A 15,314-nucleotide genomic window follows, 5' to 3' on the forward strand; every position below is an offset into this window, starting at 1 on the left:
CGGGCGTGGACGTGGCGCGCAAGCTGGTGATCCTCGCCCGCGAAGCGGGCCACGCACTCAGCCTGGAACAGGTGCAGGTGGAAAGCCTGGTGCCGGCGCCGCTGCGCGAGGGCAGCGTGGATGACTTCATGGCGCGGCTGGGCGAGTCCGATGCCAGCCTGCTGCAGCGCCTGCAGCACGCGCGTGCGCGTGGCGCGGTGCTGCGCTACGTGGCACAGCTGGGCGCTGACGGTGCTTCGGTGGGCCTGCAGGAACTGCCCGCCGACCACGCCTTCGCCAACCTTCGGTTGACCGACAACGTGGTGCAGTTCCGTACCCGTCGCTACTGCGACAACCCGTTGGTGGTGCAGGGTCCGGGGGCCGGCCCGGAAGTCACCGCCGCCGGTGTGTTCGCCGACCTGCTGCGGGTCGCGGCCGGTGAAGGAGCGCGCCTGTGATCGCACGTGCGTTCGCGCCGGCCTCGGTGGCCAACGTGGCGGTGGGCTTCGACATTCTCGGCCATGCCATTGCCGGTGTTGGCGATACCGTGAGCGTGCGCCGCATCGATGAGCCGGTGGTGCGCATCGAGGCGATCCATGGCAGTGCGGTCGAACTGCCGCTGGAGGCGGCCGGAAACACGGCAGGTGCGGCGTTGATGTCGCTGCGCGCAGGGCTGGGCCTGGACTTCGGCTTCGCGGTGGAGATCGACAAGGGCATTCCGTTCGGTTCCGGCATGGGCGGTTCGGCAGCGTCATGCGTTGCTGCGCTGGTTGCCGCCAACGCGCTGCTGGATGTACCGCTGTCGCGTGAGGCGCTGTATCCGTTTGCGCTCGATGGCGAAGCGGTGGCCAGCGGTGGCCGCCACGGCGACAACGTGGGGCCGCTGCTGCTGGGTGGTCTTGCGCTGTGTACGGCCGACCGCCTGCTGCCAATTCCTGTGCTGGCGGCCTGGCACAGCCTGCTGGTGCATCCGCACGCGGTGCTGGAAACACGCCGTGCGCGCCAGGTGCTGCAGGGCAGCTACGCGCTGGGTGAATTCGTGGCACAGAGTGCGAACCTCGCGCTGGTACTCAGTGGTTGCCATCGTGGTGATGCGGCGCTGGTGCGGGCTGGATTGCGCGATGTGTTGGTGGAGCCGCGACGGGCGGGACTGATTGGCGGCTTCGAGGCGGCTCGCGATGCGGCGTTGTCAGCCCGTGCAATGGGCGCAGGCATCTCCGGTGCCGGCCCCAGCGTGTTCGCCTGGTTCGAGGACGCCGACCAGGCCCGCGCCGCTGCCGCACCGGTGCAGGCCGCATTTGCCGCCGCCGGTTTCGACAGCGATGCCTGGGTGTCGCCGCTGGATGCACCGGGAGCCCGCTTGTGCTGAATCCTTCCCCTTTACTGGATACCGAACCCATGCAATTTGTTTCGACCCGGGGTCAGTCCCCGGCCGTTGGCCTCAGTGCGGCGATCGCTGCAGGATTGGCGCCCGATGGAGGGCTGTATGTTCCGCAGGTGCTGCCGGCGCCACGTGAGCTGCGGGCCGGCGCAACGCTGGCCGATACCGCCGCCGATCTGCTGGCGCCGTTCTTTTCCGGCGACACGCTGGAGTCTGCATTGCCATCGATCTGCCGCGAGGCGTTCGACTTTCAGGTGCCGCTGCGTCCACTGGGCGGCGGTGACCATGTGCTGGAGCTGTTCCATGGGCCGACGGCGGCGTTCAAGGATATCGGTGCGCGCTTCCTGGCCGGAACACTGTCGCGGCTGCAGGCCGGCAAGGACCGCGATCTGACGATTGTTGTCGCCACGTCTGGCGATACCGGCGCCGCCGTTGCTGCGGCCTTCCATCGCCAGCCCGGCGTGCGCGTGGTGGTGCTGTATCCGGATGGCCGCGTGTCACCGCGGCAGGCGCATCAGCTCGGTTGTTTCGGCGACAACATCCAGGCGCTGCGCGTGGCCGGCGCCTTCGACGATTGCCAGGCGATGGTCAAGCAGGCACTGGCTGACCGCGAACTGCAGGCGCAGGTGCCGCTGAGTTCGGCCAACAGCATCAGCCTCGGCCGCCTGCTGCCGCAGATGAGTTATTACGCGCATGCGGTGTTGTCCCATTACGCGACGCATCGTCGCCGGCTCAACCTGGTGGTGCCGACCGGCAACCTTGGCAATGCGATGGCGGCCGTGCTGGCGCGCGCGCTGGGCGTGCCGATCGGGCAGATCGCGCTGGCCACCAATGCCAATGCGGTACTGCCGGCGTATTTCAATGGTGGCGACTACCAGCCGCAGGCCAGCGTGGCCACCGTGGCCAATGCAATGGACGTAGGGGCGCCCAGTAACTTTGAACGCCTGCGCTGGCTTTACCTCGGAGATGACGCCGAGCTGCGCGCTGCGTTCCGCGCGTTCGCGGTGGACGACGTGACCATCCGCGCGACGATTGCGGCGGCGCACGCCAGCAACGGCGAACTGTTCTGCCCGCATACGGCCACAGCGGTGAAGGTGCTGCAGGACCTGCGTGCGCGCGGCGCCAAGGGCGACTGGGCGGTGGTGGCCACGGCGCATCCGGCCAAGTTCGAGGCGGTGGTCGAACCGTTGATCGGCGAACCCGTGGCGGTGCCGCCGGCGCTCGATGCATTGCTGCAGCGGCCCGCGCACGCGGAACCGTTGGCTGCGGAGTATGCGGCGTTGCGCGAGGTGTTGCTACGCTGATCGAAGGCATCTGGGGTTGCCGGCCAGCGGCCGGCACTACCGGGAGGCTGCAACGCGGGTTGGGCGCAACCGGATGGATGCAGTCCGGTAGTGCCGGCCGCTGGCCGGCAACCCCACCAACCGCGATGCGGTCAGATCAACCCTTCACCGGCCAGCGTGCGCAGTCCATCCTCATCGAGGATCTCCACCACGTTCAAATGGGGCAGGGCAATCAATCCCTGCTGGCGCAGCTTGGTGAAGGTGCGGCTGACCGTTTCCATGGTCAGGCCCAGATGGTCGGCGATGTCGCCTCGCCCCATCGGCAGCGATACGCGCAGGCCGTCACCACCGAGCCTGGCCTCGCGCGCGGCCAGGCGCAGCAGGAAATCAGCCAGCTTCTCTGCCGGCTGCAGGCGTGCCAGCGCCAGTGCAGCGTCCTGCGCGGCATCCAGTTCCTGGCAGGCACGCTGCAGCAGCTTGCGCTCCAGGTGCGGGAAGCGGCTGCGAAGCGCCTTCATCTGCGGCAGCGCGACACGGCATACGCGGCTGTCTGCGATGGCCTCGATATCGTAGCGGTGGTGGTCACTGCCGCTCAGGCCCAGGTAGTCGCCAGGAAGCACGAAGCCATTGATCTGGCGGCGGCCGTCGGCCAGGGTGCGTACCAGTCGCAGTGCGCCAGCGGTCAATGTATAGACATGGTCGCGCTCTTCGCCGGTGCGGGCCAGGGTACTGCCCATGCTGACCTGCTGGGAAACGGTGACCTGTTCCAGTGCCTGCACTTCATCGGGCGACAGCGCCGAGCACACCGCAAGGTGGCGAACCGAGCAGTGCAGGCAGTCCAGCGTGTTGCAGGACGGCGAGGCGGGATCGTTGGTGGCGGGCGGAGCGCCGGAAGGCCGTGACATGTTGCGGGGGCGTATCGCGGGCGGGGAGGGCCTTATGATACTTCAAGCGGCCGTTCGACCCTGCCCGAGGCGGGGGCGCTAGAATGTCGCCCCCTCCCACGTCCCGTTCCAGCAGGAGTTCCGCCCGTGATCAAGCCCCGTACCCCGCCCGGCACCCTTGAACTGCTGCCGCGCGAGCAGATTGCATTCCAGCGCATGCTGGACGTGATCCGCCGCAACTACGAGCGCTTCGGGTTCCTGCCGGTGGAGACGCCGGTGTTCGAACTGTCCGACGTGCTGCTGACCAAGTCCGGCGGCGAGACCGAGCGCCAGGTGTACTTCGTGCAGTCCACCGGTGCGCTGGCCAATGCGGCCGAATCGGGCGACCGTTCGCTGCCGGAAATGGCGCTGCGCTTCGACCTGACCGTGCCGCTGGCGCGCTACGTGGCCGAGCACGAACACGAGCTGACCTTCCCGTTCCGCCGCTACCAGATGCAGCGCGTGTACCGTGGCGAACGCGCCCAGCGCGGCCGCTTCCGCGAGTTCTACCAGTGCGACATCGACGTGATCGGCAAGGACAGCCTGAGCGTTCGCTACGATGCCGAAGTGCTGGCGGTCATCCACGCCGTGTTCTCGGAACTGCGCATCGGTGACTTCAACATCCAGCTGAACAACCGCAAGCTGATGCGCGGCTTCTTCGAAAGCCTGGGCGTGGCCGAAGGCGAGCGCCAGCTGGCGGTGCTGCGTGAAGTGGACAAGCTTGACAAGCGCGGCGCCGATTACGTGCGCGAGACGCTGGTGGGCGAGGGCTTCAACATCCCGGGCGAGCAGGTCGAGAAGATCCTGGCATTCGTGGCCGTGCGTTCGCAGGGGCATGCCGATGCACTGGCGCAGCTGGCCACGCTTGAAGCCAACGCCGGTTCTTCGGAGATCCTGCGCACTGGCGTGGCTGAACTGCGCGAGGTGCTGCAGCTGGTGCAGGCGCTGGGCGTGCCGGAAACCGCATACTGCCTGAACTTCTCCATTGCGCGCGGCCTGGACTACTACACCGGCACCGTCTACGAGACCACGCTGACCGACCACCCGCAGATCGGCTCGATCTGCTCGGGCGGCCGCTACGAGGACCTGGCCAGCCACTACAGCAAGTCGAAGCTGCCGGGCGTGGGCATTTCCATCGGCTTGTCGCGCCTGTTCTGGCAGCTGCGCGAGGCTGGCCTGATCGATGGCATCGAGGCCAGCAGCGTGCAGGCGCTGGTGGCGCTGATGGACGAGCAGGGCATGCCGCAGTCGCTGGACATCGCGCGTCGCCTGCGCGCCGGTGGCATCAACACCGAAGTGCAGATGGAGCCGAAGAAGATCGGCAAGCAGTTCCAGTACGCCGCCAAGGCGGGCATCCGCTTCGTGGTGTTGGCCGGTGAGGACGAGCTGGCGCGCGGGGTGGTGGCGGTGAAGGACCTGGTGCGCGAGCAGCAGTTCGACGTCTCCCGCGACGAGCTGGCCAGCACTTTGCAGGTGGAGCTGGAGCAGTCGAAGGTGATGTAACGGCCATTGGCAGCATGCAGCGTTTCAACGAAACGCCCACCCACCGGTGGGCGTTTTTTTTGCCATTGCCTGGGATCAGGGCAGTTTTCCTCCAGAAACGGATCCGCCCCCGCCAACCCTCAGCAACCTGGCATTTGACCTTGCTTCGCATGCAGCTGGCGCAGGGGCAGCGCCGCCCAGCCTCCCCCAGATTTGACGCGCTGCGCAAGAATGCGCTAATGTACTAACGCGCTATTACATTGATGCATGGAAACAGCCCCGTGAAAGCCCGCCCCGAGATTGCCGCCAAAGACCCCAAGGCCGACCTGGAAGCCCTGGCCCGGGCCTTTGCCGCCCTGCGCGAGCCGGAGCAGGTGGAAGCCTTCCTGCGCGACCTGTGCACTCCGGCCGAGCTGGAAGCCATGGCCGACCGCTGGAAGGTGGTGCCGCTGCTGCAGCAGGGCGTGCCGTACCGCGAGATCCACGAGCGCACCGGCGTCAGCGTGACCACCACCGGACGGGTGGCGCGCACGCTCGAGCATGGCCATCGAGGCTATGCCGCCGCCATCGACCGCCTTGCTTCGCGCTGATCCGCGCCCCGTTCCGAACTTCGAGACCTCCCCCATGAGTGCAACCCAGGCAGCGCCGGCGCGAGACCGGCTGCGTATCGCCATCCAGAAGAGTGGCCGGCTGGCCGAGCCCGCCCGCAACCTGCTCAGCGCCTGTGGCCTGAGCTGGCGCGAGAGCCGTGACAAGTTGTTCTGCTACGGCGAATCGCTGCCGGTGGACCTGCTGCTGGTGCGCGACGACGACATCCCCGGCCTGATCGCCGACGGCGTCTGCGACCTCGGCATCGTCGGCCGCAACGAGCTGGACGAGCAAGCCGCAGCACGTCGCCAGATCGGCCTGCCCGACGCCTACCAGGCGCTGCGCGGGCTGGGCTTCGGCCAGTGCCGGCTGATGCTGGCGGTGCCCGAGGAATGGCAGTGGCAGGGCCCGGCGCAGCTGGCCGGCACCCGCATCGCCACCAGCTACCCGGCCATCCTCACGCAGTGGCTGGCCGAGCAGGGCGTGGACGCGCAGGTGGTCGAGCTGTCCGGGTCGGTGGAAATCGCCCCGCGCCTGGGTACCGCCGACCTGATCTGCGATCTGGTGTCCAGCGGCGCCACGCTGCGTGCCAACCAGTTGACCCCGGTACACAATCTCCTCGACAGCGAGGCGGTGCTGGCTGGTGCGGTGCGCGTGCCGGATGATGCACGTGCATCGCTGCGCGCGATGCTGCTTCGTCGCCTTGACGGCGTGGTGCAGCGCCAGGACCGCAAGCTGCTGATGTTCCGCGCCAGCGAGGATCGCGTCGACGCGCTGGCGCAGTTGCTGGCCGATGCCGAGCCGCTGGTGCGGTTGCCGGCCGATGGCGGTGCGCTGCGCCTGCAGACCATGTGCCCCGGCCCGCTGAGCTGGCAGCGCATGGAGGAACTCGAGCGCGCGGGCGCGCAGGGCCTGATGGTACTGAGCGTGGAGCGGTCGCTGGCATGAACCGTCTGACCTGGTCCCGACTTGATGAGGCCGCGCGCAGCGCGGCATTGACCCGCCCGGTGCAGACCGTGGCGCAGCAGACCCGCGACGCGGTGGCGACGCTGATTGCACAGGTGCGCGCGCAGGGCGACGACGCGCTGCGTGCGATCACCGCGCGTTTCGATGGTGTCGAACTGGTCTCCTTTGAAGTGTCCGAAAACGAGTTCGCGGCCGCCGAAGCGGCGGTGCCGGCCGAACTGCGCCAGGCGATGGTCGAAGCTGCCGAGCGCATCACGCGCTTCCATGAGGCTGGCATGGGCAAGGGCTATGCCGTGGAGACCGCACCGGGCGTGGTCTGCGAACGCATGCTGCGGCCGATCGGCCGGGTCGGCCTGTACGTACCGGCAGGCAGTGCGCCGTTGCCGTCCACCGCGTTGATGCTGGGCGTGCCGGCGCAACTAGCTGGTTGCCCGCAGGTGGTGCTGTGCACGCCGCCACGCGCCGACGGCAGTGCCGATCCGGCAGTGCTGGTAGCCGCCCGCCTGACCGGCGTGCAGCGCGTGTTCAAGCTGGGCGGCGCGCAGGCGATCGCCGCGATGGCCTATGGCACCGCCAGCGTTCCGGCCTGCGACAAGCTGTTCGGGCCCGGCAACAGCTTCGTAACCGAAGCCAAGCAGCAGGTCGCGCAGGATGGCGCCGCCGCCATCGATATGCCGGCCGGTCCCTCCGAAGTGCTGGTGATTGCCGATGCTGGTGCCAATCCGGCGTTCGTCGCCGCCGACCTGCTGTCGCAGGCCGAGCACGGCCCGGATTCACAGGTGCTGCTGCTGACCGACGATGCCGCGATGCTGGCCGCGGTCGAAGTCGAGGTGGAGCGCCAGGTGGCCTTGTTGCCGCGCCAGCAGATCGCGCGCCAGGCCTTGTCGGCCTCGCGCCTGATCCAGGTCGATTCGCTGGAGGAAGCCTTCGCGATCAGCAACCGCTACGCGCCCGAGCACCTGATCCTGGCGCTGCGTGATCCGCGTGCGTGGCTGGACAAGGTGCGGGCGGCCGGCTCGGTGTTCCTCGGCGACTACACCCCCGAAGCACTGGGTGACTACTGCAGCGGCACCAACCACGTGCTGCCCACCGCCGGTGCCGCACGTGCCTACAGCGGCGTCAGCGTTGCCAGCTTCCAGAACCTGATCAGCGTGCAGAGCGCCAGCGCTGCGGGATTGGCGGCAATCGGCGGCTGCGCGCGCATCATCGCCAGTGCCGAAGGCCTGGATGCGCATGAGCGTGCGGTCGCAGTGCGCATGGAGGTGGCAGCATGAGCACGGCGATCGATGACGTGCTGGCCCTGGTGCGCCCCGATCTGCAGGCCTTCGCTGGCTACAGTTCGGCGCGCAGCGCGGCGGTGCAGGGCGAGGTCTGGTTGAACGCCAACGAGTCGGCATGGGCCAATCCGGCAGACGCCGCCGGCAGCAGCCGTCGCTATCCCGAACCGCAGCCGTTGGCATTGCGTGAGGGTCTGGCGGCGCTGTACGGCGTGACGCCACAGCAGCTGCTGATCGGTCGCGGCAGCGACGAAGCCATTGATCTGCTGGTGCGCGCGCTGTGCGTGCCGGGCCGCGATGGCGTGCTGGTCACGCCGCCGGTGTTCGGTATGTACGCTGTCTGCGCACGCCTGCAGGGTGCCGCATTGATTGAAGTGCCGCTGGTGGACAGCGAGGATGGCCTGCGCGCCGACCTGGATGCGGTGATCGACACCGCCAGGGCACGCAATGCCAAGCTGGTGTTCCTGTGCGCCCCGTCGAACCCGGCCGGCAGTGATATCGCCCTGGACGATGTCGAACGGGTGGCAGTTGCGCTGCGCGGGCAGGCGCTGGTGGTGGTGGACGAGGCCTATGTCGAGTACGCAGGGCGCGCATCGGCCAACACGCTTCTGGCCGCACATGCCAATCTTGCAGTACTGCGCACCTTGTCCAAGGCGCACGCGCTGGCTGCTGCCCGCGTCGGCACCCTCATCGCCGCCCCGGAGCTGATTGCCGTGCTGCGCCGCTGCCAGGCGCCGTACCCGGTGCCGACGCCGTGCGCGGAACTGGCGGTACAGGCGCTGCAACCCGCCGCGCTGGCCCGCACCGCCGAGCGCGTAGCCACGGTGATTGCCGAGCGCGAACGTCTGCGCGTGGCGCTGCCGGGCCTGCCCGGCGTGCGTCGGGTGTACACCTCCGCAGGCAACTACCTGCTGGTCCGCTTCACCGATGCCCAGGCCGCGTTCGATACGCTGCTGGCTGCGGGCGTGGTGGTGCGCGACCAGCGCGCCGCGCCGCAGCTGGACGATGCATTGCGCATCAGCATCGGCAGTCCCGCAGAGAATGACCGCGTGCTTGCGGCCCTGTCGGCGCGGAGGGCCGCAGCATGACCCCGATCCTGTTCATCGACCGCGACGGCACCCTCATCGAGGAGCCGTCCGACTTCCAGATCGACGCCTACGAGAAGCTGCGCTTCGTGCCGCAGGTGATCCCGGCGCTGCTGAAGCTGCGTGATGCCGGCTACCAGTTCGTGATTGTCACCAACCAGGACGGCCTGGGCAGCGACAGCTACCCGCGCGCCAGCTTCGATGGCCCCAACGACCTGATGCTGCAGATCTTCGAGAGCCAGGGCATCACCTTCCGTGATGTGCTGATCGACTGCAGCTGGCCGCAGGACAATGCGCCGACCCGCAAGCCGGGCATCGGCCTGATGACCGCCTACCTGCAGGACCGGAGCATCGACTGGGCGCGCTCGGGCATGGTTGGCGACCGCATCACCGACCTGCAGTTCGCCGAGAACCTCAACATCCGTGGCTTCCAGCTGCGGACCGCGCAGTTCGGTGGTCAGTGGGACTGGCCGGGCATCGCCCACGCGCTGGCCGACGCGCCGCGTACCGCCGTGGTCCAGCGCAATACGAAAGAAACGAAGATTCGCGTAGAACTCGATCTGGATCGTGCGGGCGATGCGCGCATCTCCACCGGTCTGCCGTTCTTCGACCACATGCTGGAGCAGATCGGCAAGCACGGTGGCTTCGCGCTGGACATACAGGCCGAGGGTGACCTGCACATCGACGAGCACCACACCATCGAGGACACCGGGCTGGCCCTGGGCCAGGCCCTGCGCGAAGCACTAGGCGACAAGCGCGGCATCGGCCGCTACGGTTTCACCCTGCCGATGGACGAGACGCTGGCCAGCGCCGCACTGGATTTTAGCGGCCGCCCGTACTTCGTGTTCGAAGGTGAGTTCAAGCGCGAGCGCGTGGGCGATATGCCGACCGAGCTGGTGCCGCACTTCTTCCGTTCGCTGTGCGATGCCAGCGGTTTGAACCTCAACCTGCAGGTGCGCGGCGACAATGATCACCACAAGGTCGAGGCCTGCTTCAAGGCGCTGGCGCGCGCGCTGCGTCCGGCGCTGGCCCGGCAGGGCACGGCACTGCCGAGTACCAAGGGGGCGTTGTGAGCGATGTTGCGCTGATCGATGCCGGTGGCGCCAACCTGGGCTCGGTGCGCTACGCACTGGAGCGCCTGGGCGCGACGGTGCGGCTGGTGCGCGATGCGGACGGCCTGGTTGGTGCGCGGCGGGTGATCCTGCCCGGCGTCGGCGCCGCCGGTCCCGGCATGCAGCGCCTGCACGCTCAGGGCCTGGTGGAACCGCTGCAGCGACTGGAGGTGCCGTTGATGGGCATCTGCCTTGGCATGCAGCTGCTGTTCGAACGCTCCGAGGAAGCGGGCGTAGAGACACTGGGACTGATTCCGGGCGTGGTACGCAAGCTGGTGCCGGCCTGTGGCATCCGCGTGCCGCACATGGGCTGGAACCGCCTGCTGCCGCTGCGCGAATCGCTGCTGCTGCGCGGTGTGCCGGAGCGCGCCAGCGCCTACTTCGTGCACAGCTATGCGGCACCCCTCAATACCCACACCGTCGCTGCCTGCGACCACGGTGGCCTGTTCACTGCCGTGGTGGAGCAGGGGCGTTACTACGGCGCACAGTTCCACCCCGAGCGCTCCGGCGAGACCGGCTCGCTGATGCTGCGCAACTTCCTCGAGGGCACGGCTGCATGAGTTTCATCATTTACCCCGCGCTGGATATCCGTGATGGCCGCGTGGTGCGGCTGCGCCAGGGCGACTACGCGCAGGAAACCTCGTATGGCGACGACGCCCTGCCGCGCGCGCAGGCCTTTGCTGCGCAGGGCGCGCAGTGGATGCATCTGGTCGACCTGGACGCTGCGCGTGCCGGTGGCTACACCCTTGCGCCGCTGCTCGCGTCGATCCGTGCGCAGACGCCGCTGCAGGTGCAGACCGGCGGTGGCGTGCGCGGTCGGGACGACGTGGCGCGCATCCTTAATGCTGGCGCCTGCCGCGTGGTGGTCGGTTCGCTGGCGGTGCGCCGCCCCGATGAAGTGGTCGGCTGGCTGGAGGAATTCGGCGCCGAACGCATCACCATTGCGCTTGACGCCCGCCAGGATGCACAGGGCCAGTGGCAGCTGCCGGTGCACGGCTGGACCGAGAACGCCGGGGTGACCCTGGACGTTCTGGCTCAGCGCTACGCACGCGCCGGCATGCGCCACCTGCTGTGCACCGACATCGCCCGCGACGGCATGCTGGCCGGGCCCAACATCAGCCTCTACCAGCACCTGTCGGCGCTGCTGCCGGGCGTGGCGGTGCAGGCGTCCGGCGGCATCCGTGACGTGGCCGACGTTGCCGAAGCGCGACGTGCAGGCTGCGGTGGCGCGATCCTTGGCAAGGCGCTGCTGGAGCAGCGCATGGACCTGTCGGAGGCACTGGCATGTTGAGCCGGCGCATCATTCCGTGCCTGGACGTGCGCGATGGCCGCGTGGTTAAGGGCGTGCGTTTCCGCGACCACGTCGACATGGGCGATATCGCCGAGCTGGCGCAGCGCTACCGTGACCAGGGCGCCGACGAGCTGGTGTTCTATGACATCGGCGCCAGCCCCGAGGCGCGGTCAGTGGACGTGGCCTGGATCGAGCGCATCGCACGCCTGATCGACATTCCGTTCTGCGTGGCCGGTGGCATCGACAGCGTGGAAACCGCGCGCCGCGTATTGTTCGCCGGTGCCGACAAGGTGTCGATCAATTCGCCGGCGCTGGGCCGGCCGGAGCTGATCACCGAGCTGGCGGACGAATTCGGCGTGCAGTGCGTTGTGGTGGGGGTCGATTCGGTGCGCGAGGCCGACGGGCAATGGCGGGTGCGTCGTTTCAGCGGCGATCCGGACAAGACCCAGGCGGTGCCGCTGCGCACGCTCGACTGGATCGTCGAAGCGCAACGGCGTGGAGCCGGCGAGATCGTGTTGAACTGCATGGACAGCGATGGCGTGCGCCGCGGCTACGATGTCGTGCAGCTGCAGCAGGCGCGGGCGCTGTGTCAGGTGCCGCTGATTGCCTCCGGTGGTGCCGGAGCGATGGAGCACTTCGCAGAAGCCTTCGACCAGGCCGACGTCGATGGTGCACTGGCGGCGAGCGTGTTCCACAGCGGCGCCATCGCCATTCCAGAATTGAAGCGCTACCTGCGCGGACAGCAGATCGAGGTGCGGGATGTCTATTGAAGTCAGGCCGTCGTTGGACGCATTGCAGGCGCTGGACTGGAGCAAGGGCGACGGCCTGCTGCCGGCCGTGGTTCAGGATGCCGACACCCTGCAGGTGCTGATGCTGGGCTATGTGAGTGCCGAATCGCTGGCGGCCACGCTGGCCATCGGCCACATGACCTTCTTCAGCCGCAGCAAGCAGCGGTTGTGGACCAAGGGCGAGCAGTCCGGCAACGTGCTGGTGGTGCAGTCGATCAGCGTCGACTGCGATGCCGATACTTTGCTGGTGATGGCACGGCCGGCGGGGCCAACCTGCCACACCGGTGCAGAGAGCTGCTTTGACCAGGCGCCGAAGGATTTCCTGGGCGGGCTGGGCCAGCTGGTGGCGATGCGTGAGGCGCAACGCCCGCCGGGCAGCTACACCACCAGCCTGTTCGAGGGCGGCATCCGCCGTATCGCGCAGAAGGTGGGCGAGGAGGGCGTGGAGACCGCATTGGCCGCCGTGGCGCAGGATGACGAGGCATTGCTGGGCGAGGCGTCGGACCTGCTGTACCACCTGCTGGTGCTGCTGCGCGCGCGCGGCCTGTCGCTGGATGATGCGCGCGCGGTACTGGAAAAACGCCATCGTTGAAGTGCGGTAGTGCCGGCCGCTGGCCGGCAACCTCATCATCTTCGGGCATCTAGGGCTTGCCGGCCAGCGGCCGGCACGACCCGCCGGCAATGCAGCCGAGCGTGGCTCGGCTCTACAATACCGCGTCTCTTTCTGCCGGATGCCTCCCATGAAACTGCCTGCCGCCTGGCTGTGCTGCCTGTTGCTGACCTCGCCGGCCTGGGCTGCGGACACCGTGGTCAGCGGCAAGGTGTATCTGGAGCGTGACGGCAAGCCTGGCCGCGGTGCGACCGATCCGGGCCTGGCCGGGGTGCAGGTTTCCAACGGCGAGACCATCGTCAAGACTGCCGCTGACGGCAGCTACAGCCTGCCGGTGCGCGACGGCCAGACCGTATTCGTGATCAAGCCTGATGCGTATTCCTTCCCGAAAGCGGCCGACGGCCTGCCTTCGTTCTGGCGGCACTATCGCCCGAACGGTTCGCCGGCGTTGAAGTACGGCGGCATCGCCGCGACCAGCGACGTCACCCGCAACTGGGATTTCGCCCTGCAGTCGGATCGCCATGACAGTCGGCGCGGCTTCCAGATGCTGGTGTTCACCGACTCCCAGACCGCGAGCCTGAAGGACATCGGCTACTACCAGCAGTCGATCGTGGCGCCGCTGGTCGGCCAGACCAAGGCGCGCATGGGCACCACCCTGGGTGACATCGTCAACGATGACTTGACTCTCTACCCGGCGATCAACAAGGTCACCACCGGACTTGGCGTGCCGTGGTTCCATGTGCCGGGCAACCACGACCTCGATTTCGATGCGGCCAGCGACGAACACTCGCTGGACAGCTGGCGCAACATCTACGGCCCGGACACCTACGCGGTGGAAGAGGGCGGCGCCAGTTTCGTGTTCCTGGACGACGTGGTGTACGACCCCAAGGCCAGGCCGAAGTACATCGGCGGCCTGCGCGAAGACCAGTTCGCCTTCCTTGCCAGCTACCTCAAGGGCCTGCACAAGGACCGCCTGCTGGTGCTGGGCATGCACATCCCGCTGTTCGACGCGGCGCCAGGGCGCGAGACCTTCCGCCATGCCGACCGCCAGCGCCTGTTCGACCTGCTCAAGGACTTCCGCAACGTGCTGGTGCTCAGTGGCCACAGCCACACCCAGCAGCACGTCTACCACGGCAAGGCCGACGGCTGGAACGGCGACAAACCGCTGCACGAATACAACGTGGGTGCCAACTGCGGTGCGTTCTGGTCGGGGGTGAAGGATGCCGCAGGTGTGCCGGACAGCACCATGAGCGATGGCACGCCGAAGGGCTACGCATTGCTCGACGTGGCCGGCAACGGCAGCTATCGCCTGCAGTACCGCGTGGCCGGCAAGCCGGCCAGCGAGCAGATCGGCCTGCATGCGCCGAAAGTGCTGCGCCAGGGGGCTTACCCGGCGTGGGGCATCTATGCCAACGTCTACATGGGTGAGGATGCCAGCGTGGTTGAGTACCGCGTTGATGGCGGCGCTTGGCAGCCGATGAAGCAGGTCAGCCAGCCCGACCCGCGCCTGATGGTGGAGAACGTGGCCGACGATCTGGCTGACAGCCTGCGTGGCTACGACCGCTCGCCGGAGGCCACCGCGTCGCCGCACCTGTGGCGTGGCGCGCTGCCGACCGACCTGGCCGTGGGCAGCCACAAGGTCGAGGTACGCTCCACCCAGCCCGATGGCGCGGTGTTCACCGCCACCACCCGCTACAGCCTGCAGACGGCCCAGCCCTGACACGCCGCAAGGCCTCTCCAGCGAAAGGTCCCCGCATGGATATCCGCTTCATGGCCGGCACCACGCCGGTGACCCTCAGCCGCCATTGGTTCACCGGCGCGATGCTGCTGCAGAGCGCTACCGAGAAGGTCTGGGTGCAGCACCCGCTGCATCCGGGCACGCACTTCTCGTTCTCGCTGGTACAGTCGTGGCTGCGCCACATCGCCGGCCACGAAGTGCTGGTCGAGCGCACCCGGCCGCTGCTGTTCGCCGGCTTCCGCCCGCAGCGGCTGCGCGTGCTGGTGGATGGCGTGCAGGTGGCCGAACAGGAAGGCTTGTAGGCCAACCTGAACCGCCGGCGTGCTAGGCAAAGCCGCCCCGATGCCTGAGAATCGAAGCGATTCAATCGATCCAAGCAGGCCAGGCCAGCGTGACCATCGCAGCAGCGTCCACGGTTTCCACCGACTCCGCCCGCGGCGGTCTTCCGCGCAGTCTCGTTGTCGCCGATGTCGGCGGCACTTTCGCCCGTTTGGCGCTGGCTGAAGCGCAACCCGGCCACGCACCACGGCTGGGCAGCCACCGCACCTATGCCTGCGCCGAGCACCCCAGCCTGGCGGCGATCCTGGCCGATTTCACCGCTGGCCTCGGCCAGCCGGTGCAGACCGCGGTGGTCGCCATCGCCGGCCTGCTCGATGGCGATGTACTGATCAATTCCAATCTGCCGTGGACGGTCTCGCTGTCGGCCACCCGCGCGCAGTCCGGGCTGCATGAGCTGCAGTTGATCAATGATTTCGAAGCGGTGGCGCTGGCCATCCCCTATCTGCAGCCGGATACGCTGGTGCCACTGAAC

General features: G+C 68.0%; 17 protein-coding genes. 16 read left to right on the forward strand and 1 reads right to left on the reverse strand.

Annotation, left to right across the window (positions count from 1 at the left end):
• The 3 genes from BN1263_RS15490 to thrC form a co-directional block, all read left to right on the forward strand.
• The coding region (locus tag BN1263_RS15490) for a homoserine dehydrogenase family protein (protein WP_527059172.1) at positions 1 to 437 on the forward strand (437 nt) is incomplete at its 5' end.
• The gene (locus BN1263_RS15495; RefSeq protein ID WP_058982366.1) at positions 434 to 1,348 is read left to right on the forward strand and encodes a homoserine kinase; all 915 of its coding nucleotides are present in this window, start codon (positions 434 to 436) and stop codon (positions 1,346 to 1,348) included. The genes BN1263_RS15490 and BN1263_RS15495, both read left to right, overlap by 4 nt.
• Before the next feature lie 29 nt (positions 1,349 to 1,377).
• A complete protein-coding gene (gene thrC, locus BN1263_RS15500) occupies positions 1,378 to 2,664 on the forward strand; it encodes a threonine synthase (RefSeq protein WP_058982368.1) in 1,287 nt (428 codons plus the stop codon).
• A gap of 131 nt (positions 2,665 to 2,795) precedes the next feature.
• On the opposite strand, the gene BN1263_RS15505 is transcribed toward thrC, so the two are convergent.
• Positions 2,796 to 3,548, reverse strand: coding sequence for a Crp/Fnr family transcriptional regulator (locus BN1263_RS15505; RefSeq protein ID WP_058982370.1), 753 nt, complete (start codon positions 3,546 to 3,548; stop codon positions 2,796 to 2,798).
• A 126-nt stretch (positions 3,549 to 3,674) separates the two neighbouring features.
• On the opposite strand from BN1263_RS15505, the gene hisS reads away from it, so the two are divergent.
• The 13 genes from hisS to BN1263_RS15575 all read left to right on the forward strand — a co-directional run.
• Complete coding sequence (gene hisS / locus BN1263_RS15510; RefSeq protein WP_058982372.1) at positions 3,675 to 5,069, forward strand: histidine--tRNA ligase; 1,395 nt, start codon at positions 3,675 to 3,677, stop codon at positions 5,067 to 5,069.
• Between the two features lie 260 nt (positions 5,070 to 5,329).
• Complete coding sequence (locus BN1263_RS15520) at positions 5,330 to 5,638, forward strand: YerC/YecD family TrpR-related protein (RefSeq protein WP_005416326.1); 309 nt, start codon at positions 5,330 to 5,332, stop codon at positions 5,636 to 5,638.
• 34 nt (positions 5,639 to 5,672) lie between these two features.
• A complete protein-coding gene (gene hisG / locus BN1263_RS15525) occupies positions 5,673 to 6,584 on the forward strand; it encodes an ATP phosphoribosyltransferase (RefSeq protein WP_049438529.1) in 912 nt (303 codons plus the stop codon).
• Positions 6,581 to 7,876 (forward strand): histidinol dehydrogenase, encoded by a 1,296-nt coding sequence (gene hisD, locus BN1263_RS15530; RefSeq protein ID WP_058982378.1) that lies wholly within the window; start codon positions 6,581 to 6,583, stop codon positions 7,874 to 7,876. Before hisG ends, hisD begins: the two co-directional genes overlap by 4 nt.
• The gene (hisC, locus tag BN1263_RS15535) at positions 7,873 to 8,967 is read left to right on the forward strand and encodes a histidinol-phosphate transaminase (protein WP_058982380.1); all 1,095 of its coding nucleotides are present in this window, start codon (positions 7,873 to 7,875) and stop codon (positions 8,965 to 8,967) included. The genes hisD and hisC overlap by 4 nt, the downstream gene beginning before the upstream one ends.
• The gene (gene hisB, locus BN1263_RS15540) at positions 8,964 to 10,037 is read left to right on the forward strand and encodes a bifunctional histidinol-phosphatase/imidazoleglycerol-phosphate dehydratase HisB (protein ID WP_058982382.1); all 1,074 of its coding nucleotides are present in this window, start codon (positions 8,964 to 8,966) and stop codon (positions 10,035 to 10,037) included. The genes hisC and hisB overlap by 4 nt, the downstream gene beginning before the upstream one ends.
• A complete protein-coding gene (hisH, locus tag BN1263_RS15545) occupies positions 10,034 to 10,636 on the forward strand; it encodes an imidazole glycerol phosphate synthase subunit HisH (RefSeq protein WP_058982384.1) in 603 nt (200 codons plus the stop codon). The genes hisB and hisH overlap by 4 nt, the downstream gene beginning before the upstream one ends.
• Positions 10,633 to 11,367 carry a 1-(5-phosphoribosyl)-5-[(5-phosphoribosylamino)methylideneamino]imidazole-4-carboxamide isomerase gene (gene hisA / locus BN1263_RS15550; protein ID WP_058982386.1) on the forward strand — a complete coding sequence of 245 codons (735 nt, stop codon included), beginning with the start codon at positions 10,633 to 10,635 and terminating at the stop codon, positions 11,365 to 11,367. Before hisH ends, hisA begins: the two co-directional genes overlap by 4 nt.
• The gene (gene hisF / locus BN1263_RS15555) at positions 11,361 to 12,137 is read left to right on the forward strand and encodes an imidazole glycerol phosphate synthase subunit HisF (RefSeq protein WP_005409431.1); all 777 of its coding nucleotides are present in this window, start codon (positions 11,361 to 11,363) and stop codon (positions 12,135 to 12,137) included. Before hisA ends, hisF begins: the two co-directional genes overlap by 7 nt.
• Positions 12,127 to 12,747 (forward strand): bifunctional phosphoribosyl-AMP cyclohydrolase/phosphoribosyl-ATP diphosphatase HisIE, encoded by a 621-nt coding sequence (hisIE, locus tag BN1263_RS15560; protein ID WP_012480037.1) that lies wholly within the window; start codon positions 12,127 to 12,129, stop codon positions 12,745 to 12,747. The genes hisF and hisIE overlap by 11 nt, the downstream gene beginning before the upstream one ends.
• A gap of 148 nt (positions 12,748 to 12,895) precedes the next feature.
• Positions 12,896 to 14,485: a calcineurin-like phosphoesterase C-terminal domain-containing protein gene (locus tag BN1263_RS15565; protein WP_058982388.1), complete on the forward strand. Its 1,590-nt coding sequence runs from the start codon at positions 12,896 to 12,898 to the stop codon at positions 14,483 to 14,485.
• A gap of 35 nt (positions 14,486 to 14,520) precedes the next feature.
• A complete protein-coding gene (locus BN1263_RS15570; protein ID WP_058982394.1) occupies positions 14,521 to 14,805 on the forward strand; it encodes a hypothetical protein in 285 nt (94 codons plus the stop codon).
• Positions 14,806 to 14,894: 89 nt separating this feature from the next.
• The coding region (locus tag BN1263_RS15575) for a glucokinase (RefSeq protein ID WP_186008978.1) at positions 14,895 to 15,314 on the forward strand (420 nt) is incomplete at its 3' end.

This window comes from Stenotrophomonas thermophila (assembly GCF_001499715.1).
GTDB lineage: Bacteria > Pseudomonadota > Gammaproteobacteria > Xanthomonadales > Xanthomonadaceae > Stenotrophomonas > Stenotrophomonas hibiscicola.

Excerpts from the sequence above, each read along its gene's own strand:
- hisG (WP_049438529.1), top strand. The coding sequence starts at position 5,673 with ATGAGTGCAACCCAGGCAGCGCCGGCGCGAGACCGGCTGCGTATCGCC.
- thrC (WP_058982368.1), top strand. The coding sequence starts at position 1,378 with ATGCAATTTGTTTCGACCCGGGGTCAGTCCCCGGCCGTTGGCCTCAGT.
- BN1263_RS15570 (WP_058982394.1), top strand. The coding sequence starts at position 14,521 with ATGGATATCCGCTTCATGGCCGGCACCACGCCGGTGACCCTCAGCCGC.
- BN1263_RS15565 (WP_058982388.1), top strand. The coding sequence starts at position 12,896 with ATGAAACTGCCTGCCGCCTGGCTGTGCTGCCTGTTGCTGACCTCGCCG.
- hisA (WP_058982386.1), top strand. The coding sequence starts at position 10,633 with ATGAGTTTCATCATTTACCCCGCGCTGGATATCCGTGATGGCCGCGTG.
- BN1263_RS15505 (WP_058982370.1), bottom strand. The coding sequence starts at position 3,548 with ATGTCACGGCCTTCCGGCGCTCCGCCCGCCACCAACGATCCCGCCTCG.
- hisB (WP_058982382.1), top strand. The coding sequence starts at position 8,964 with ATGACCCCGATCCTGTTCATCGACCGCGACGGCACCCTCATCGAGGAG.
- hisIE (WP_012480037.1), top strand. The coding sequence starts at position 12,127 with ATGTCTATTGAAGTCAGGCCGTCGTTGGACGCATTGCAGGCGCTGGAC.
- hisF (WP_005409431.1), top strand. The coding sequence starts at position 11,361 with ATGTTGAGCCGGCGCATCATTCCGTGCCTGGACGTGCGCGATGGCCGC.
- hisC (WP_058982380.1), top strand. The coding sequence starts at position 7,873 with ATGAGCACGGCGATCGATGACGTGCTGGCCCTGGTGCGCCCCGATCTG.
- hisD (WP_058982378.1), top strand. The coding sequence starts at position 6,581 with ATGAACCGTCTGACCTGGTCCCGACTTGATGAGGCCGCGCGCAGCGCG.